Origin of the sequence: Pseudomonas sp. WS 5410 (assembly GCF_012985645.1) — a bacterium.
GTDB classification, from domain to species: Bacteria; Pseudomonadota; Gammaproteobacteria; order Pseudomonadales; family Pseudomonadaceae; genus Aquipseudomonas; species Aquipseudomonas shahriarae.
The window spans coordinates 38,989-55,881 of sequence record NZ_JAAQWS010000030.1 but is presented as its reverse complement, the minus strand read 5'-3'; the positions used below and the strand labels follow the sequence as shown (position 1 = coordinate 55,881).

Sequence of the window (16,893 nt, the reverse complement as noted above, 5' to 3'; positions counted from 1 at the left end):
GGCTTTGCTGTTGCTGTTGCTCTGCTTTTGATCTGGCTTTTGATCTTAGGCGCCCCGTTAAACCACGATGGCCGCAGGCAGGTATTGCGCAGTGGGCACCCCGGCATGGATGCCGGGGTAGCCGCGACACGGCCATGGATGGCCGATCGCGGCGGGCCCACGGAGCAATGCCTGACTGCGGGCATGCCGAGCCTAGGCGAGGCACCGAGTGGTGGGGCAAGAGCCCTTTGCTTACTTTGGGGCTCTTCCAAAGTGAGCCGCCGTAAGGGCGGAACCCTAAGTGGCCGTAACCGCAGCAACGGATATGTACACATACCCAGAAGAAGATACCTATGGCCACCGCGAGCAATCCAACTCCCACAGGGATCTTTGCCGAGCGCAGAGCTTTGTGCCACACCGCCCATCAAATACGGGAGTTGTGCCGAGACACCAAACTCTGAAAACCCCACGATGGATCCATCTCAGCCGATGGACGACTAATCAATCCACAATAAACAGCCTGGCCCCGGTGGCTGTGCTCGACCGGTGCCCGTCCCTGTCATTGCCCACCTGATAACTCATCCCCGCCGTCAGGGTGAACTGGCGGCCATCCTCCAGTTCGGTCTGCAACTCCCCCTCCAGGCACAACAACACATGCCCGCGCCAACACCAGTGGTCAGCCAGGTAGCCAGGGCTGTATTCCACCATGCGCACGCGGGTGGTGCCGAAATGGCAGGTGCGCCATAGGGCGCTGCCGGTTTCGCCAGGGTGCAACTCTGGTTCGATGGTCGACCAGTCGGTGGTGCCAAAAGGGGTAGCCAGTAGATCCATGATTGCCTCAGCGTTAAAGCAAAGAGCAGGACAGTACCCACAAGACCCGACCGTCGAAAGACACAGATCGCGCCCATTTCTGGGATACAGGGGGTTGCCTTTGGTATCCTGCCGGCCCGACCTAGGTGCCCGGCCATGCACATTGCTCCGTCCCATATCCTCCACGAAACCGAACACTGGCTGCTCAACCATCACCTGGGCTCGGCCCTGCCCGGTTATTTGATGCTGGGGGCCAAGACGCCAATCAGCTCGCTGGCTGACCTGCCCGACGCGGCCCTGGCGGAAATGGGTGGCCTGCTGGCGAAAACCCAGCGGGTGATGGAAGTACAGCTCCAACCCAAGTGGCTATACATCAGCCGCTTTGGGCATATGCCCGGCTTCCCGCTGCATTTTCATTTGATCCCGGTCTATGACTGGGTCGAAACGCTGTTCTGGGAGGATGAGCGCTACCGGGTGCTGCAAGACTTCGGCACTGGCAGCAACGGGCAAGCGGCGACGGATGGGGCCGAACTCACCCTGTTTATCTGGCGCGAGTTCGGTGAGAACCCGACGCCACCCGCGACGGCCGGGCTCACGGTGCCGGGCGTGATCGAGCGGCTGCGGGCGGCGTTCAAACAGTCAGGCGCTTGACCATCGGGATACACGCCAGCTCCAGCCCCGAAGGCGAATGATAGATGGACTGTTCGCAGCCTTCATAACCACGCCTGCGATAGAACTGCGCGGCATTCAACGTCGCGTCCAGCACCACCTCCTCAATCCCCAACTCCAGCGCCACTTGCTCCAGGTGCTCAAGCATCTGCCGGCCAAAACCGCGCCCGATAAAACCGGGCAGCACAAACAGCGCCCCCACTTCCCGGTGCGCCGGGTCGAGCATGCCCGTGGCGACCGGCTCGCCATCGACGCAGCCCAGGTAAAACGGCTTGGCCATTAGCGCGGTATAGCCGTCCTCGGCCGCGCCACGGGTCCAGGTCAGCATCTGTTCGGCGGTGTAGGCGCCGATGCATTGGCCGCGGATCGCCTGACGGCGAATGTCGAAGGCGATAGGTCCATCGTCGTCGGTGGCGCGTCTGATTTGCAGCATGCGAATCTCCCTGAATTCACTCTGTTTGCCGTGACCTCAAGGTGCCATTAGCACACTTGTGCTAATCGACCCCGCAGGCCCCCGGCGCTATATTCCCCGGTACTCCAATGCTCCCCGCCAGCACGTCGAACCCGCCGTGCAAGGGATCGTTGTGCGTTGAAAACACTAAAACAACCCCAAGGAAGACACGCCATGAAACTGCACTCCCCTGTCGCCCGCCTTGCCCTGTTGGGCGCCCTGATGCTCGGTGTTGCCGGTTGCAGCAATATCAAGCCTACCGAAGACCACCTCAAGACCCTCTCGGAAACCAACCTCGGCGAGCCGGTCAAGCGTGTCTCCAATGTCCGCAGCGACTCCATGACCACCTATTACATCGCCAGCACCGCTTCCGGTGACTACAACTGCTCCGTGCCCAGCGGTGCCAGCGGCGGGATGTTTGCAGTGGCCAGCTTTGGCATGATGAAACCCGCCGCCTACTGCCAACCCAAGGGCGCCCGGGGTAACGGGTTGACGCCGTTTAACTAGTAACCGGCCCCTGGCTGAGGTCGCGCAGGGTGCCCCGTAGTTCAGCGGGGCGCACTGGCTTGGACAAAATGGCGATCTGCCGGTCGTGCAGCGCCGCCTGGATCTTCTCCACCTCATGCCCGGTCAGAATCAGCGCCGGCACCGCCACGCCACGCTGTGCACGCAACCGGTCGATGCACTCGATACCGGTGGCGTGGTTGCCCAGGTCATAGTCGGCGACGATGATGTCGCAATCGCTGACCAGGTTATGCCCGCTCGACTCCGCCTGCACCTGGCAGCCCCAACGCTCCAGCAATGCCTGGGTGGCCAGCAGCACGTTGTGGTCATCTTCCACCAGGCACACTTTCAAGCCGGTCAACAGCCCCGCCTGGCGTGCATCGTCGCGCACCGGGGGTTGATGGGGCGCGGTCGCCAGGTGCAACCCGCGCAGGCTGACGGACGTGCCATGGCCCACCCGGGAGCGCAGCACCACGTCCATGTCCATCAACTGCCCCAGACGCTTGACGATGGACAAGCCCAGGCCGACCCCTTCCACGTCCTTGTCGCGCAGGTGGCGGACGCGATAGAACTCCTCGAAGACCCGCGGCAGATGCTCCTCGGCAATCCCCCGGCCCTGGTCGTGAATCTCCACCCGCACCTCGCCGCCGCGCTGGCGCACGCCGATCAGCACCGGGCGCTGGCCGCCGTACTTGAAGCAATTGGAGAGCACGTTCTGCACCATCGTTGCCAACAGCGCCGGATCCACCCGCACCCAGTGGGCGCAGGGGCGCAGGCGCAGTTCTACGCCGGCCCAGCGTGCGGCTTCGGCGTTTTGCCGCAGCAGGTCGGCCAGCCACTCACCCAGGTGCACCACCTGGTATTTGGGCAGCAGCCGGCCGTTATCCAGGGTGTAGAGATCGAGAATGGAGCGGAACAACTGCGAGACGTTGAGCAGCGAACGGTCGATATTGTCCACCAGCCGCCGCTCCTCATCGCCCAACCGCGCTTCACGCAGGCACGCCGTAAACAGGCCGATGGAGTGGATGGGCTGGCGCAGATCATGGCTGGCCTGGGCGAGGAAGCGCGACTTTTCCAGGTTGGCGGCGGTGGCCTCTTCAGACGCCTTGCGCGTGCGCTCCAGCAGCAGGTGGGCGTAGACCGGGATCACCGTGCTGGTAATCATCAGCATCAGCACCATAAAGGGCTGCGCCTGCCACAACGGGGTCAGCCGATACACAATCAGCAGCGCCAGCAACGCCAGGCCCGTGGCAATCGCCAGGTAGCGCGAGCCATAGCGCATGCCATTGCCCAGGTTGACCCAGACCATCACCGCATACAGCGGCAATGCCGCCTCGCCGCCGACTACCAGGCCGAACGAGGTGCCGGTGTAGTCGTGGATCATCCCGAAAACCCGTCGCGCCGGGTAATGCCCGGGCCAGCGTGCAATCACCTGACGCAGCACAACCGAGACCAGCAGAAACAGGCAAATATAAATAATCACCGGCACATAGCGGTCCATCGACTGCCCCGGCAAAAAGCCCAGCAGGCTGATGTACACAATGGCGCAGACGGCCACCACAATACGCAGGTTGGCTTGGTCCAGTTCGGCGTCTTTCACGAACTTCATGGGCAACGTCCTTGTACGGTCATCGTCTAAACTGTGCCCCCAGCAGGCAGGCGCTGAGCAGAGTGGTAAAGTAGCACGCCACACAACCTGGCCCCAGGGAGGAGCACATCATGACATGCCGGATCATCATCGCCGACGACCATCCCATGTTTCGCGAAGGCATGCTGCGCACCGTGCAACGCCTGCTGCCCGAGGCCCGCGTGGAACAGGCCGGCGACCTGGATACAGTGCTGCACCTGCTCAAGAGCGGCAGCGAAGTCGACACCCTGATCCTCGATTTGCGCTTCCCCGGCCTGACCTGTATCAGCCAGTTGGGCGAGCTGCGCCAGCAACTGCGGCGCACCACGCTAATCGTGGTGTCGATGGTCGATGACCCGGGGTTGATCGAACAGGTGATGGCGCTGGGCGCCGATGGTTTTATCGGCAAGAACATCGCCCCCGAAGAAATCGGCCAGGCCCTCCTCGCCATCCGCCAGGGCGAGGTGCTGGTCAAGTTCGCCCCCTCGGGGCTGTTGCCCCTGGACACCAACACCCTGACCGCGCGCCAGCAGGAGGTGTTGCGACTGATCGCCCAAGGCAAGACCAACAAGGAAATCGCCAAGGCCCTGGATATTTCGCCGTTTACCGTGCGCATCCATGTGTCGGGGTTGTTGAGAAGTCTGAACGTGCCATCGCGGGCAGCGGCGGCAGTGAAGTACAACACCCCTCTTTAGGAGCAGCACCATCAAAGCCCTCTCCATCGTGCGCCCCAGCGGCAGCCGCATCGCCGCAGGCGAAAAAACCCTGGAAGTCCGCCGCTGGCAGCCACAACTGGAGCCGTCCCAGGACCTGCTGATTGTCGAGAACGGGCGCTTCCTGCATACCGATGGCGATGAAGATGAAACCGGCGTGGCCGTCGCCATCGTACGGGTAAAAGCAGTGCGTGCGTTCACCCCCGAGGACGTGCCAGCGGCCTGCGCCAGCTATTTCGAGGAAGGTTGGCTCGCCTGGGAACTGAGTGATGTACGGCCGCTCACCCGCCCCTTCACCGCCCTGGCGGCACGCGGGATCTACGACGTTGAATTCATGGATAACAGCGAGAACTGCATGAACAGCCCTATCAGAGTCGCCACCCCGGCAGATATCGACGCCATCTTCGACATTCGCACCAGCGTCAGGGAAAACCACCTGTCCCACGAGCAGTTGGCAGAAATGGGCATCACCCCCGATGCCATCCAATTAGCCATGCAGCAAGCGCCCTGCGTCTGGGTCGCCGAGGTGCAAGGTGTAGCGGTCGGGTTTGCCATGGCCGATATCGACGACGGCTGTGTATTTGCCGCCTTCATCCGCCCCGAATTCGAAGGCCGCGGGCTGGGCCGCAAACTGATGGAGCAGGCCGAAGCCTTGTTGTTCCAGCACCATCGACAGATCTGGCTGGAAACCGCCCAAGCGAGCCGGGCCAGTGGGTTTTACCAGCGCCTGGGCTGGGTGGAGGTTGAGCAATTGGCGGACGGGGATATTAGGATGGAGAAGCACCGGCAATAAGCCCGCCGCTGGGATTTTCGCCAGCGCACCGACCCCGCTATCATGCAGCCCCTCGTTCAATCGCCCAGCCCAGGAATACCCATGCCCGCCCTCACCTTGCGCAACGCCACGCCGGCAGACGCCGCCCGCTGCTACGAGATCGAAATCAGCGCCTATGAGGGCGATGAAGCCGCGACCCTGGAGAAGATCGCCACGCGTATCGCCCTGTACCCGCAAGGCTTCCTGATTCTGGAAGCGGACGGTCAGGTAGTGGGCTTTATCAACGGCGGTTGCGCCCATGATGTGGTGATGTCGGATGAGGCCTTCAAGGAGTTGGTGGGGCACTCAGCGGATGCGCCGAATGTAGTGATCATGTCGGTGGTGGTGGACCCGGCGCACCAGGGCAAGGGCTACGCCACGCAATTGATGACAGCCTTTGTGCAGCGCATGCGCGGGATGGGCAAACAGACCATCCACTTGATGTGCAAGGAGCAGCATGTGCCGCTGTACACGCGCATGGGTTACCAGTATGTGCAGCCCTCGGCGTCAGACCACGGCGGGATGGCTTGGCATGAAATGGTGATGACGCTCTGAGCCGGCACGGGGCCTCACCAGCTCCCTGAGGCCCCACCACCGCCGCTGGAACCGCCGCCACCGGAAAACCCGCCACCGGAGCTTGAACTTGAGCTGGAGCTGGAGCTTGAACGGTCACTGGAACCGGAGCTCGACCCGCCCGTGCCCTGACCATAAATGAACAACGCCGCGAACGAGCTGATGGGCCAGGCGAACAACCAGCCATCAAGCCCCATCTCCAGCATGTACCCCGCCGCGCCATAGACCCCCAGCACCATCACCGATTGCACGCAAAAACCCAGCCGACTGTGTTTCCAGGCGGCTTTCATCACCGCGAACAGGATCAGGTACAGGCCCAGCACCGCCAGCGCGGCCAGCGGCCATGCCAGCCAGTTCATAAAGGACACTTCAGTCAGGTAGTGATCCACCAACCCCAGGCCGATGCTGTAGGTCATCAGCCCCACTACGCAATAAAACACCGCCTTGGCCTGCCATAACGCGCCAAACAGGGCCGCGCTGATCGACATACAAAACGGCAGCGCCAGCACATAGATCGGCCAGGCCTTGCCATTGATCGCGGCCAGTGCCGTCAGCAACACGGTCAGCACCAGGCCGGCAATCAGGCCGCGGCGCCAATGCAGCTTGCCCGAGGCCAGCAGCACCCCGCCGACAGCCCCCAGAATCAGCGCCAGCAACACCGCAGTTTCATCCACTGTTTCGCGGGTCTGGTCTACTGCCGGCAAGTCACCCCCCTCGACCAGCACGGTCAGGGCGTCCACGGCGCGCTGCACACCGCCAGCGTAATCGCCCTGGCGAAACGCCGGGTTCAGTTGCTCCTCGATAATCCGGTGGCTCAACAGGTCCGTGACCACCCCCTCCAGGCCGTAACCGACTTCGATCCGCACAGTGCGGTCGTCCTTGACCACCAGCAGCAAAATACCGTCGTCGATGCCCTTGCGCCCCAATTTCCAGGCGCGAAACAGTTGGGTGGTGAATGTTTCGAGGTCAGCGTCGCCCGTAGTCGGCAGCAGCATCACGGCGATTTGCGCGCCTTTGCGTTGTTCGAGGTCTGCCAGTTGCTCAGTCAGACGCTGCTGGGTCGAGGTATCCAGGGTATGGGTCAGGTCGATCACCCGCTGGTTCAGCGGCACATTCTCCAATGCCGGAGGCGCCGTTTGCGCCACGGCCAGCGTGGTGAACACCATGACCAGCAGGCCCAAGACCGATTGCCGTATAAACTGCCCCATCGTTTGTTACCTGACGTTTCATCCTGAAGACGCCGACTTTACCTGATCAACCCGCGTTGAATCTCCAGGCTGACGCGAAAAGTTCGTGGCAACACGCCCCTGCGAGCCGGACCTTCGACATCGCGACAACGTCGTCGGGTCAGGGATAACTCAGCGTCACCAGGTAAGCCCCTGAACGCAACGGTTTGCCTGCCGCATCGCTCAAGTTGTATTGCCGATCGAAGTAACGACCATCGCGCGTTTCAGTCACCATCTTGACCTTGACCACCGAGTGGTCCAAGGCACTGACGGTACGCACCGGCTCGACACCCTGGGCGCTGACGTTGCTTGCGGGTACAAACTGCGGGCAACCACTCAGGGCCAATGTCGCCCCCGCCCCATCGCCCGTAGTGCATGTTGCCTCGACGATGCTGCCGCGGAAATGGATAACGCCGTGGCTCACGGGCGCCGCCTGGGCAGTGCCACTGACGAGCGCGAAAAACAGGCTGATACCGACTGCCAAATGTTGACTGCTCATATTGAACGCTCCTGGGTATGTACCCATCACGTCGGCAAGCTTGGTCGGTTTCTTGAGTGTTTGAGAAATGCCTGATGGTTAATTTTTCAAGGATGCCAACCGGGTCTCATATTGCGCCTCGCTGCGCACCTACAGGACCGCGCCCAGGGCCTTCAACAGCACGCCATCGCGGCCATAGATATCCGGCGCGTACAGCAACGCCCCCTGGCTATCCACCTGCACCGTCCAGTACCCCAGCAACACCGGGACCGGCGTGGCCAGGCGGAACTCATGGGTCAGCCCGGTCGCCAGCAATTCCTCGGTCCGCGCTTTTTCTGCCGGGTTCACCAGCAGATCGCGCAGCAGCATCGGCTGCTCCACCCGCACACACCCCGAGCTGAACGCCCGTGGCCCCTTGCTGAACAACGGTTGGCTGGGCGTATCGTGCAGGTACACGGAGAATGGATTGGGGAAGCGCATGACGATCTTGCCCAGCGGGTTGCGCGGGCCGGCGTCCTGGCGCAGGAGGATGTTGCCGGGGTGCGACCAGTCCACCTGCTCGGGCGACAGGGCGCGGCCTTCACTGTCGAGCACTTTGAGGTTCTGTTGGCGCAGGTACTCCGGGTTCAGGCGGATGGCCGGCAGTTTGTCCTCGCGCATGATGGTCGGCGGGATGGTCCAGGTAGGGTTGAGGGTCAAGCGTGTGATGCGCGACTTGAGCAGCGGCGTCTGCCGTTCGGCGCGGCCCACCTGCAGGCGGGTCTGCCACACGGGCACACCACCCTGGTAGACACTCAACTGGGCCGCCGCGACGTTGACCAGAATGCCATCCGGCTCCAGGTCCTGGGCCAGCCAGCGAAAACGTTCGAGGTTGACCCGCAGTTGCTCGCGGCGCACCGCCGGGCTGACGTTAAGCTCGGCCACCGTGCCCGGGCCGATCACCCCGTCGGCTTGCAACGAATGGCTGGCCTGGAAGCGCTTCACCGCCGCCACCAGCTCATTGCCGTATTGATTGCCCTTGGGCACGCTCGCCAACTGGCCGCCACTGACCAGGCGTCGGGCCAGGGCCGGCACCCGTGGGTCTTCGCCGCCGGGACGCAGCAATGGGCCGTCGGCAATCACACCCCACTGCGGCAAGGGTTGCAGGCGTTGGGTGGCATAGGCCGCGCGCAGGCTACGATACAGACCGGCTGCGGGCCGGGCCTGGTCGAACGCCGCCGGCATATCCGCAAGCCCCGCGTTGGCCAGGGCCAGCACCGCAACGGCCGGATCCTCAGTTGGCGGCTGGGAATGCCACAGCGGCTCGTAATGGGCCTGCTGCAAACGGCCATAGTGCAAGTCATGCAGGGCCTGCAGGTAGTGCTGGCTGGTTGCGAAGTCGGTACACAGCACATTGCTGGTGGTTGCCACGTCAGGCAGCCGGTAGTGCGCCGGATCGAGGCCGTCGTCGGCCAGCAACAGCAACTGGCCCTGCAGGGCCGTTCGGCGATCGTCCACCGACCACAGGGCAGCATTGCCTTGTTGCTGGTAAAAAGCCTGCAGCCGCAGCTCGGCCGGTGTATCCAGTTGGGTCGCCAAATCGGGGCAAACACTCGACAACTGCCCAAGTGCCAGCTGTACTGGGTTTGGCGGCTCGACTGGCAGTTCATCGGGCATGGCGACCAATGGTGCTACGAGCAAGCAAAGGCTCAAGTAACATGCGTGTTTTTTGAACAATGGCTTAGCTCCAATCTACGGCGGAGATGCTTGATAAATGCTGAATATTTACTGCCGACTCGGCCTGATCGCCGCCACCCTGGGCGCGTTCTGTACGGGTGCCTTCGCAGAGAATGCCAAACCTCATACCTTGTATAACAGCCTGGCGCGCTCGGCTCCAGAACTCAATCCCACTGTACTTAAAAGTGCCCTCAGCGCGATGCAATGTGCTGTCAATAACGGCCAGGAACGCTCTGAACGCCTGGCCGTGATCGACTACTCGCAACCTTCGACCGCCCGTCGCCTGTGGATTTTCGATCTGCGGCAAAAAAAGCTGGTGCTACGCGACCTGGTAGCCCACGGGCAAAAATCCGGGGAAAACTTCGCCACCCAGTTCTCCAACAGCGAAGGCAGCCATCAATCCAGCCTCGGGTTGTTCCGCACCCAGGAAAGCTACCAGGGCACCCATGGCTACTCGCTGCGCATGGACGGCCTGGAGCCGGGGTTCAATGACCAGGCCCGCGACCGTGCCATCGTGATCCACGCCGCCGACTACGTCAGCCCCTTGTGGAGCAAGCGTGAAGGCCGCATCGGCCGCAGCCAGGGCTGCCCCGCCGTGCGTCCGCAGGTGGCGCGCCAGGTGGTGGACAAACTCAAGGATGGCCAGTTCATGTTTTCCTGGTACCCCGACCAGCGCTGGCTGAAATCCTCGCCCTACCTCAATTGCAAGCCGCGCCAGATCGCCAGCGCCGGTTGAGGTAGTATCTGGAAGGCCGAGCCTGACCAGAGAGAGAACCTCCAATGCTTTTGCACCAGTCAACGTGGATCGAGATAAGCCAATTTCTCGACCGTAGCCGCACCGTGGTGATTCCTATCGGTTCCAATGAACAACATGGCCCCACCGGCCTGTTGGGCACCGATTGGATGTGCCCGGAAATCATTGCCCATCACGCGCAAAAAGACGCCGATATCCTGGTCGGCCCGACCTTCAATATCGGCATGGCCCAGCATCACCTTGGGTTCCCCGGCACCATCTCCCTGCGCCCGTCGACGTTTATCGCCGCCATCGGTGACTGGACCCGCTCCCTGGCGGCCCACGGCTTTGAGAAGATCCTGTTTCTCAATGGCCACGGCGGCAATATCGCCACCATCGAAGCCGCCTTTTCCGAACTGTACGCCGAGGCCAGCTTCGCCCGTCGCCCTGCCGGCTTTGCCTTGAAGCTGTGCAACTGGTGGGACCTGGAAGGTGTTGGCGAACTGGCGCGCGCGCAGTTCCCGACGGGGCATGGCACCCATGCCACCCCTTCCGAGATTGCGATTACCCAATGGGCTTATCCGGACTTGATCAAGACCGCCGACTATTCACCGCAGATAGCGTCTTCCGGCCCGATCCGCGAGGCCCAGGATTTCCGCGCCCGCCACCCGGATGGCCGGATGGGTTCCGACCCGGCCCTGGCAACGCCTGAGAAAGGCGCTGAACTGGTGGTGCTGGCCGCCAAGGGCCTGGTGTCCGCAGTGGAGGCTTTCAGCCGCGAAGCCATGCCACACTGACGGTTGCGACACCGGCACACAATAAAATCTATAAGAAGGACCTCTCCATGAAACCCCATCAGAAGACCTTTGATCGCATCCGCAACGCCGTCCTGCCAGAGTATCGCGAGCGCGTTGCCGACTATCTGATCGAGTACGAAAACGTCCTGCAGGACCCGACTGCCGATGCCGATCAGGCCAGCGCCGCCGCCCAGCAGTTGCGCGGCTACATACGCGGCCTGAACACCACCCGGGTGCTCGGCATGGAAGACTGGGAAGACCTCGACCGCCGAGTCGCGCAGGAATGGCCGCTGGGCGCTACAACGCCGGACGTGCCTGGTTGACCCAGGCCTGTACCGATGGCCGCTGCCACTGACGCTGGGCATATGCCACCAACCGCGCGGGCACCGGATCGCCATTGAGGATCAGCCGGTTGAGCATCACGGCCAGGTCCACATCGGCAATCGACCATTGGCCAAACAGGTAGTCGTCGCCCTCGGCCAACCATTGCTGCGCCGCCGCAATCAGCTTGTCGGCCGCCACCTGGGCCTGGGTTGATAACGGGCCATACTGGACCCCGCAAAACACCACCAGTGTCGAGCGTTCCTGGCGGATCGCCAGCAGGTCGCTGCGCAACCATGCCTGAATCTGCCGTGCCCGCGCACGTTGGCGCGGCTCCCTGGGATACACCGGCACCTGCGGGAACACATCCTCCAGGTACTCGGTAATCGCCGACGACTCGGACAAGGCAAACCCAGCCTGCTCCAGGGTCGGCACCCGCTGGGTCACGGACAGCCCGGTAAACACCGGAGACTGCTGCTCCAGCGCGTCAAGGTCGAGGGGGCGCACCTCGAACGGTAGGCCTTTTTCCCGCAGGGTCACAAACACCGACATTGCATACGGGCTGGTGAACAGGGCATCGACATATAAGCGCATCGGCAGGTCAGTCACGGTGGCATCTCCTTGGGTGAGCAGCCACGCTACGAGATGTGCGGCGATAAATACAATGTCGCTTTTTTATCGGCCCATTCCCGCGAGGAATACTAGCCAGAAAATCCGCCGCCCGTGAGAAACGCCTGCTCCTGCTCAGTCGTCACCCGGCCCAACGCCGCGTTGCGGTGCGGAAAGCGACCGAATCGCTCGATGATCTCGGCGTGCTCCTTGGCCCAGTGATAGGTACTGGCGTCGAGCTGCTTGTTCAAGACCAAAGACCGTTGTTGGTCCTCAGGGCTTTCGGAATGTTCGAAAGGCAAATAGCAAAACGCCCGCAATGCCGGATCAATCAGCCGATCCATCCCGGCGTCGATCATACGTGCGGCATAAGCCCTGGCCAGTGGATCGGTCGCGAACATATGGGCAGTACCCCGGAAGGTGTTGCGCGGGTATTGATCGAGCAGGATCAGCAGCGCCAGCGCGCCTTCGGGCTCGTCCATCCAATGTTCCAGTTCGCCCCTGGCTGCCTGGAAGTGCGCCTCGTGGAAGCGGGCACCAAACTCGGCATCGAACTGTGGATCTTTCTTGAACCAGCGTGATGGGCTCGCCGCCGTCCAGAATTGCACGACAGCCTTGATATCAACGAGGACGCTCATAAGTCACTCCAGGGTGGTCAAAGTCTGCGCCCTACCCTAGCACCTGCAGGGCCCGATTCCGACTGAGAAATCCACAGCTGCCGACCAATGTTATAAGATAACCGCCCCTACATTCCCGCCGGCGACCCTGCACCATGACCGACGCTGTTCCCGCTGCCCGTTTACGCCAACGCCTGCTCTCCATCGACGCCCTGCGTGGCCTGGTGATCCTGTTCATGTTGCTCGACCACGTGCGTGAGACGTTCCTGCTGCACCGCCAGGTCAGCGACCCGATGAGCATCGACAGCACGGAGCCGGCGCTGTTTATCAGCCGCACCCTGGCCCACTTGTGTGCGCCGGTGTTTGTGTTGCTGACCGGCTTGTCGGCGTATCTGTACGGCGAAAAGTACCAAGGCCGTGGCGATGTTGCGGCGTTTCTGTTCAAGCGCGGGCTGTTCCTGGTGGTGCTGGAATTTACCCTGGTGAACTTCGCCTGGACCTTCCAACTGCCCCCCAGCGTGATCTATATGCAGGTGATCTGGGCCATCGGCGTGAGCATGATCGCCCTCGCCGCGCTGGTGTGGCTGCCCCGCCCGCTGCTGATCGGCCTGGCGCTGGTGATCATTGGCGGGCATAACCTGCTTGATGGCGTGCATTTCGCAGCGGGGTCGGCGTGGCATATTCCCTGGACGATCCTGCATGAGCGCAGCTGGATCGAGGTGAGCGACACCCTGCGCCTGCGCACGACCTACCCGGTGTTGCCGTGGATCGGGGTGATTGCCCTGGGTTACAGCCTCGGCCCCTGGTTTACCGGGGCGATGCCGGCGGCGCGGCGTCAGCGGTATCTGTTGCTGGCGGGCATTTGCGCTCTGGTGGGCTTTGGGGTGTTGCGCACGATCAATGGTTACGGTGAGGCACCGTGGCACAGCCATGACAGCCCGGTGCAGACCTGGATGAGCTTCTTCAATATCACCAAGTATCCGCCGTCATTGCTGTTCCTGACGCTGACCCTGGGCGTGGGGCTGCTGTTGCTGCTGGCCTTTGAACGCGCCGGGCAGCGGCGCTGGATCGACATACTGGCGGTGTTCGGCGCGGCGCCGATGTTCTTCTACTTGCTGCACCTGTATGTGCTGAAGGTGTTGTACGTGATGGGGGTGGCGCTGTTTGGCCTAAACCAGGGGACGCACTTTGGGTTCGACAGCGTGGGGGCGGTGTGGCTGGTGGCGTTGTTACTGCCGCTGGCGTTGTACCTGCCCGTGCGCTGGTTTGCCCGGCTGAAGGCCCGGCGGCGGGATATAGCGTGGCTCAAATACCTTTGAGCACAAAGATCCACATGTGGGAACTGGCTTGCCTGCGATGGCGGTGGGTCAGTTGCCAGAAGCAGTGAATGGGCTGCCGCTATCGCGGGCAAGCCCGCTCCCACAGGGGGGTTGCGCGTGGCATAGAGTTTTGGTGCCGCCACAAATCAAATGTGGGAGCTGGCTTGCCTGCGATGGCGGTGGGTCAGTTGTCAGAAGTAGTGACTGGGCTGCCGCTATCGCGGGCAAGCCCGCTCCCACAGGGAGTCTGCGTGTGGTAGAGAATTTGGGTGCCGCCACAAATCAAATGTGGGAGCTGGCTTGCCTGCGATGGCGGTGGGTCAGTTGCCAGAAGTGGTGACTGGGCTGCCGCTATCGCGGGCAAGCCCGCTCCCACAGGGGGGCTGCGCGTGGCAGAGAGTTTTGGTGCCGCCGCAAATCAAATGTGGGAGCTGGCTTGCCTGCGATGGCGGTGGGTCAGTTGCCAGAAGTAGTCACTGGACTGCCGCTATCGCGGGCAAGCCCGCTCCCACAATGGGATTTGTGTCAGCCGCAGTTACGCCCATTCAGCGCGCAATTGCCGGGCAGCTGTAACCATGTGAATCAACGCCGCTTCCGTCTCCGGCCAGGCGCGGGTCTTCAGGCCGCAGTCGGGGTTGACCCATAGGCGCTCGGCCGGGATGCGCTGGGCGGCTTTGCGCAGCAGGTTGGCCATTTCCGAGGCGTCGGGCACCCGGGGTGAGTGGATGTCGTAGACCCCCGGGCCAATGTCGTTCGGGTAAGCGAAGGCTTCGAACGCGTCCAGCAGTTCCATGTCCGAACGGGAAGTCTCGATGGTGATCACGTCGGCATCCATCGCCGCGATGGACTCGATCACGTCGTTGAATTCGCTGTAGCACATATGGGTATGGATCTGGGTTTCGTCACGCACACCCGAGGCGCACAGGCGGAACACTTCGGTGGCCCAGTCCAGGTAGTGCTGCCACTGGGCCCGGCGCAGGGGCAGGCCTTCACGGAACGCCGCTTCATCAATCTGTACGATCTTGATGCCCGCCGCTTCCAGGTCCACCACTTCGTCACGGATCGCCAGCGCCAGTTGCCGGGCCTGCACTTCGCGGCTCACGTCTTCGCGGGGGAATGACCACATCAGCATGGTCACCGGGCCGGTCAGCATGCCCTTCATGACCTTGTCGGTCAGGCCTTGGGCATAGCGGATCCACTCCACGGTCATGGCTTTCGGGCGGCTCAGGTCGCCGAAGATCACCGCCGGTTTCACGCAGCGAGAGCCATAGCTCTGCACCCAGCCAAAGCGGGTAAATACATAGCCGTCCAGCTGTTCGGCAAAGTACTCGACCATGTCGTTACGTTCGGCTTCACCGTGCACCAGCACGTCCAGGCCAAGGTTTTCCTGCACTTCAACGGCGTGCTTGATCTCGCTGTGCATCGCCTCGACATATTCGGCCTCGCTTAACTTGCCGGCCTTGAACGACTGGCGCGCCAGGCGGATCGACGCGGTCTGCGGGAACGAACCAATGGTGGTGGTCGGGAACAGCGGCAAGTCAAGGCCGGCGCGCTGCTGGGCGATGCGCTGGGCAAACCGCGACTGGCGCTGGCTGTCCTTGGCGGTGATAGCCGCCACGCGAGCTTGTACCGCCGGTTTGTGGATACGCGGCGAGGCCCCGCGGGCCGCTTGCACGGCGCGGCTTTGGGCCAAGGCAGCAAGCACGTTCGGCGCTTCGGGCTGGTTGATGGCCTGGGTCAGCACGGCGACTTCTTCACACTTTTGTACGGCGAAGGCCAGCCAGCTTTTCAGCTCGGCGTCGAGCTTGTCTTCACGCCCCAGATCCACCGGGCTGTGCAGCAGCGAACAGGACGGCGCAACCCACAGGCGATCACCCAGGCGTTCATGGGCGTGCTGCAAGGTAGCCAGGGCATTTTCCAGGTCGCAGCGCCAGACGTTCCGCCCGTTGACCACCCCCAAGGACAGCACCTTATAGGCCGGCAGACGGTCGAGAATCGTCGGGTACTGGTCAGGTGCACGCACCAGGTCAATGTGCAGGCCATCGACCGGCAAGTTGGCCGCCAGGCCGAGGTTTTCTTCGAGCCCGCCAAAGTAAGTGGCGACCAGTTTTTTCAGCGGGTCACGCTGGATCAGGTTGTAGGCGCGTTCAAACGCGTTTTTCCAGTCCTGGGGCAGATCCAGCACCAGGATCGGCTCGTCGATCTGCACCCATTCCACGCCCAGGTCCGCCAGGCGCTGGAAGATCTGCCCGTACAGCGGCAGCAGGCGGTCGAGCAGGTCGAGCTTGTCAAAGTCACCGCCCTTGGCCTTGCCCAGCCACAGGTACGTCAGCGGCCCGATCACCACCGGCTTGACGGTGTGCCCCAGGTCGCGGGCCTCCTGGACTTCTTCGAACAATTGGTCCCAGCCCAGGTGGAACTGCTGGTCCGCGCTGAATTCAGGCACCAGGTAGTGGTAGTTGGTGTCGAACCACTTGGTCATTTCCTGGGCGTGGGCACCGCCGCAGCAGCTGTCGCTGACGCCACGGGCCATGGCAAACAAGGTATTGAGGGTGGCATGCCCGTCAGCCGGGCGGAAACGCTCGGGGATCACACCAAACATCAGCGAGTGGGTCAGCACCTGGTCGTACCAGGCAAAATCCCCAGCCGGCAGCAACTCGATGCCGGCCTCTTTCTGCAAGTCCCAGTGGGTCTTCCGCAATTCACGGCCGACGGCGCGCAGACCGGCTTCGTCCAGCTCACCCTTCCAAAACGCTTCCTGCGCTTTTTTCAGTTCACGATCGCGTCCAATGCGCGGAAATCCAAGGGAATGAGCGACAGCCATGACAAAAACTCCAATGTGTTGGTATGGGAGCTATTGTCGGCAGCGGGTCATAATGAGACAAACTCATTTTACTGTAGATGATCACGAATCTTGCTCATGATCGGCCTGCCCCAGGC

The 16,893-nt window shown here is 62.3% G+C and carries 18 protein-coding genes and 1 pseudogene; 10 read left to right on the top strand and 9 right to left on the bottom strand.

Annotation, left to right across the window (positions count from 1 at the left end; translation table 11 throughout):
- Window positions 1–480: 480 nt before the first annotated feature.
- Window positions 481–810 carry a DHCW motif cupin fold protein gene (locus HBO24_RS27855; RefSeq protein WP_057959859.1) on the bottom strand — a complete coding sequence of 110 codons (330 nt, stop codon included), beginning with the start codon at window positions 808–810 and terminating at the stop codon, window positions 481–483.
- 135 nt (window positions 811–945) lie between these two features.
- Between HBO24_RS27855 and HBO24_RS27850 the strand changes: the two genes are divergently transcribed.
- Window positions 946–1,440, top strand: a complete 495-nt coding sequence (locus HBO24_RS27850) for an HIT family protein (RefSeq protein ID WP_170060751.1) — start codon at window positions 946–948, stop codon at window positions 1,438–1,440.
- On the opposite strand, the gene HBO24_RS27845 is transcribed toward HBO24_RS27850, so the two are convergent.
- Complete coding sequence (locus HBO24_RS27845; protein ID WP_170060750.1) at window positions 1,421–1,891, bottom strand: GNAT family N-acetyltransferase; 471 nt, start codon at window positions 1,889–1,891, stop codon at window positions 1,421–1,423. The two genes, HBO24_RS27850 and HBO24_RS27845, sit on opposite strands and share 20 nt — an antisense overlap.
- A gap of 192 nt (window positions 1,892–2,083) precedes the next feature.
- Between HBO24_RS27845 and HBO24_RS27840 the strand changes: the two genes are divergently transcribed.
- Window positions 2,084–2,416, top strand: a complete 333-nt coding sequence (locus HBO24_RS27840; RefSeq protein ID WP_057438669.1) for a hypothetical protein — start codon at window positions 2,084–2,086, stop codon at window positions 2,414–2,416.
- Here HBO24_RS27840 and HBO24_RS27835 read toward each other — a convergent pair.
- Entirely contained in the window at window positions 2,409–4,022 is a 1,614-nt protein-coding gene (locus HBO24_RS27835; RefSeq protein WP_076964888.1) for a hybrid sensor histidine kinase/response regulator, read from the bottom strand. The genes HBO24_RS27840 and HBO24_RS27835 overlap by 8 nt on opposite strands.
- 110 nt (window positions 4,023–4,132) lie before the next feature.
- Here HBO24_RS27835 and HBO24_RS27830 point away from each other — a divergent pair, with 110 nt between their 5' ends.
- The 4 genes and pseudogenes from HBO24_RS27830 to HBO24_RS27815 all read left to right on the top strand — a co-directional run bounded on the left by HBO24_RS27830 (window position 4,133) and on the right by HBO24_RS27815 (window position 6,119).
- Window positions 4,133–4,735 (top strand): response regulator transcription factor, encoded by a 603-nt coding sequence (locus tag HBO24_RS27830; RefSeq protein WP_057438671.1) that lies wholly within the window; start codon window positions 4,133–4,135, stop codon window positions 4,733–4,735.
- Between the two features lie 28 nt (window positions 4,736–4,763).
- Window positions 4,764–4,991: pseudogene (locus tag HBO24_RS27825) on the top strand (ASCH domain-containing protein); the annotation flags it as partial.
- Between the two features lie 117 nt (window positions 4,992–5,108).
- Entirely contained in the window at window positions 5,109–5,546 is a 438-nt protein-coding gene (locus HBO24_RS27820) for a GNAT family N-acetyltransferase (protein WP_076964903.1), read from the top strand.
- An 81-nt stretch (window positions 5,547–5,627) separates the two neighbouring features.
- Window positions 5,628–6,119 (top strand): GNAT family N-acetyltransferase, encoded by a 492-nt coding sequence (locus HBO24_RS27815; RefSeq protein ID WP_057438672.1) that lies wholly within the window; start codon window positions 5,628–5,630, stop codon window positions 6,117–6,119.
- Between the two features lie 14 nt (window positions 6,120–6,133).
- Here the strand turns inward: HBO24_RS27815 and HBO24_RS27810 are convergent, their stop codons facing one another.
- From HBO24_RS27810 to HBO24_RS27800, 3 genes are all read right to left on the bottom strand, one after another.
- Window positions 6,134–7,345: a YgcG family protein gene (locus HBO24_RS27810; protein ID WP_170060749.1), complete on the bottom strand. Its 1,212-nt coding sequence runs from the start codon at window positions 7,343–7,345 to the stop codon at window positions 6,134–6,136.
- A gap of 139 nt (window positions 7,346–7,484) precedes the next feature.
- A complete protein-coding gene (locus HBO24_RS27805) occupies window positions 7,485–7,862 on the bottom strand; it encodes a type 1 fimbrial protein (protein ID WP_057444725.1) in 378 nt (125 codons plus the stop codon).
- Window positions 7,863–7,991: 129 nt separating this feature from the next.
- The gene (locus tag HBO24_RS27800) at window positions 7,992–9,557 is read right to left on the bottom strand and encodes a L,D-transpeptidase family protein (RefSeq protein WP_170060748.1); all 1,566 of its coding nucleotides are present in this window, start codon (window positions 9,555–9,557) and stop codon (window positions 7,992–7,994) included.
- 37 nt (window positions 9,558–9,594) lie between these two features.
- Between HBO24_RS27800 and HBO24_RS27795 the strand changes: the two genes are divergently transcribed.
- The 3 genes from HBO24_RS27795 to HBO24_RS27785 are packed head-to-tail and all read left to right on the top strand — an operon-like array spanning window position 9,595 to window position 11,410.
- Window positions 9,595–10,293: a murein L,D-transpeptidase catalytic domain family protein gene (locus tag HBO24_RS27795; protein WP_057438675.1), complete on the top strand. Its 699-nt coding sequence runs from the start codon at window positions 9,595–9,597 to the stop codon at window positions 10,291–10,293.
- Between the two features lie 44 nt (window positions 10,294–10,337).
- Window positions 10,338–11,087 (top strand): creatininase family protein, encoded by a 750-nt coding sequence (locus tag HBO24_RS27790; RefSeq protein ID WP_057959867.1) that lies wholly within the window; start codon window positions 10,338–10,340, stop codon window positions 11,085–11,087.
- 47 nt (window positions 11,088–11,134) lie between these two features.
- Window positions 11,135–11,410 (top strand): hypothetical protein, encoded by a 276-nt coding sequence (locus tag HBO24_RS27785; RefSeq protein ID WP_057438677.1) that lies wholly within the window; start codon window positions 11,135–11,137, stop codon window positions 11,408–11,410.
- Here HBO24_RS27785 and yfcF read toward each other — a convergent pair.
- Both yfcF and HBO24_RS27775 read right to left on the bottom strand, forming a co-directional pair.
- Window positions 11,385–12,017, bottom strand: coding sequence for a glutathione transferase (yfcF, locus tag HBO24_RS27780; RefSeq protein WP_076964883.1), 633 nt, complete (start codon window positions 12,015–12,017; stop codon window positions 11,385–11,387). The two genes, HBO24_RS27785 and yfcF, sit on opposite strands and share 26 nt — an antisense overlap.
- A gap of 92 nt (window positions 12,018–12,109) precedes the next feature.
- Window positions 12,110–12,655, bottom strand: coding sequence for a DUF924 family protein (locus HBO24_RS27775; protein WP_170060747.1), 546 nt, complete (start codon window positions 12,653–12,655; stop codon window positions 12,110–12,112).
- Window positions 12,656–12,789: 134 nt separating this feature from the next.
- Between HBO24_RS27775 and HBO24_RS27770 the strand changes: the two genes are divergently transcribed.
- Window positions 12,790–13,953 (top strand): DUF1624 domain-containing protein, encoded by a 1,164-nt coding sequence (locus HBO24_RS27770; RefSeq protein WP_170060746.1) that lies wholly within the window; start codon window positions 12,790–12,792, stop codon window positions 13,951–13,953.
- A gap of 535 nt (window positions 13,954–14,488) precedes the next feature.
- Here the strand turns inward: HBO24_RS27770 and metE are convergent.
- Complete coding sequence (gene metE / locus HBO24_RS27765; RefSeq protein WP_170060745.1) at window positions 14,489–16,777, bottom strand: 5-methyltetrahydropteroyltriglutamate--homocysteine S-methyltransferase; 2,289 nt, start codon at window positions 16,775–16,777, stop codon at window positions 14,489–14,491.
- Window positions 16,778–16,893 lie beyond the last annotated feature (116 nt).

What these genes read in the sequence shown, in the direction of transcription:
- HBO24_RS27855 (WP_057959859.1), bottom strand. Translation starts at nt 810, where the DNA reads ATGGATCTACTGGCTACCCCTTTTGGCACCACCGACTGGTCGACCATC.
- HBO24_RS27850 (WP_170060751.1), top strand. Translation starts at nt 946, where the DNA reads ATGCACATTGCTCCGTCCCATATCCTCCACGAAACCGAACACTGGCTG.
- HBO24_RS27845 (WP_170060750.1), bottom strand. Translation starts at nt 1,891, where the DNA reads ATGCTGCAAATCAGACGCGCCACCGACGACGATGGACCTATCGCCTTC.
- HBO24_RS27840 (WP_057438669.1), top strand. Translation starts at nt 2,084, where the DNA reads ATGAAACTGCACTCCCCTGTCGCCCGCCTTGCCCTGTTGGGCGCCCTG.
- HBO24_RS27835 (WP_076964888.1), bottom strand. Translation starts at nt 4,022, where the DNA reads ATGAAGTTCGTGAAAGACGCCGAACTGGACCAAGCCAACCTGCGTATT.
- HBO24_RS27830 (WP_057438671.1), top strand. Translation starts at nt 4,133, where the DNA reads ATGACATGCCGGATCATCATCGCCGACGACCATCCCATGTTTCGCGAA.
- HBO24_RS27820 (WP_076964903.1), top strand. Translation starts at nt 5,109, where the DNA reads ATGAACAGCCCTATCAGAGTCGCCACCCCGGCAGATATCGACGCCATC.
- HBO24_RS27815 (WP_057438672.1), top strand. Translation starts at nt 5,628, where the DNA reads ATGCCCGCCCTCACCTTGCGCAACGCCACGCCGGCAGACGCCGCCCGC.
- HBO24_RS27810 (WP_170060749.1), bottom strand. Translation starts at nt 7,345, where the DNA reads ATGGGGCAGTTTATACGGCAATCGGTCTTGGGCCTGCTGGTCATGGTG.
- HBO24_RS27805 (WP_057444725.1), bottom strand. Translation starts at nt 7,862, where the DNA reads ATGAGCAGTCAACATTTGGCAGTCGGTATCAGCCTGTTTTTCGCGCTC.
- HBO24_RS27795 (WP_057438675.1), top strand. Translation starts at nt 9,595, where the DNA reads ATGCTGAATATTTACTGCCGACTCGGCCTGATCGCCGCCACCCTGGGC.
- HBO24_RS27790 (WP_057959867.1), top strand. Translation starts at nt 10,338, where the DNA reads ATGCTTTTGCACCAGTCAACGTGGATCGAGATAAGCCAATTTCTCGAC.
- HBO24_RS27785 (WP_057438677.1), top strand. Translation starts at nt 11,135, where the DNA reads ATGAAACCCCATCAGAAGACCTTTGATCGCATCCGCAACGCCGTCCTG.
- HBO24_RS27775 (WP_170060747.1), bottom strand. Translation starts at nt 12,655, where the DNA reads ATGAGCGTCCTCGTTGATATCAAGGCTGTCGTGCAATTCTGGACGGCG.
- HBO24_RS27770 (WP_170060746.1), top strand. Translation starts at nt 12,790, where the DNA reads ATGACCGACGCTGTTCCCGCTGCCCGTTTACGCCAACGCCTGCTCTCC.
- metE (WP_170060745.1), bottom strand. Translation starts at nt 16,777, where the DNA reads ATGGCTGTCGCTCATTCCCTTGGATTTCCGCGCATTGGACGCGATCGT.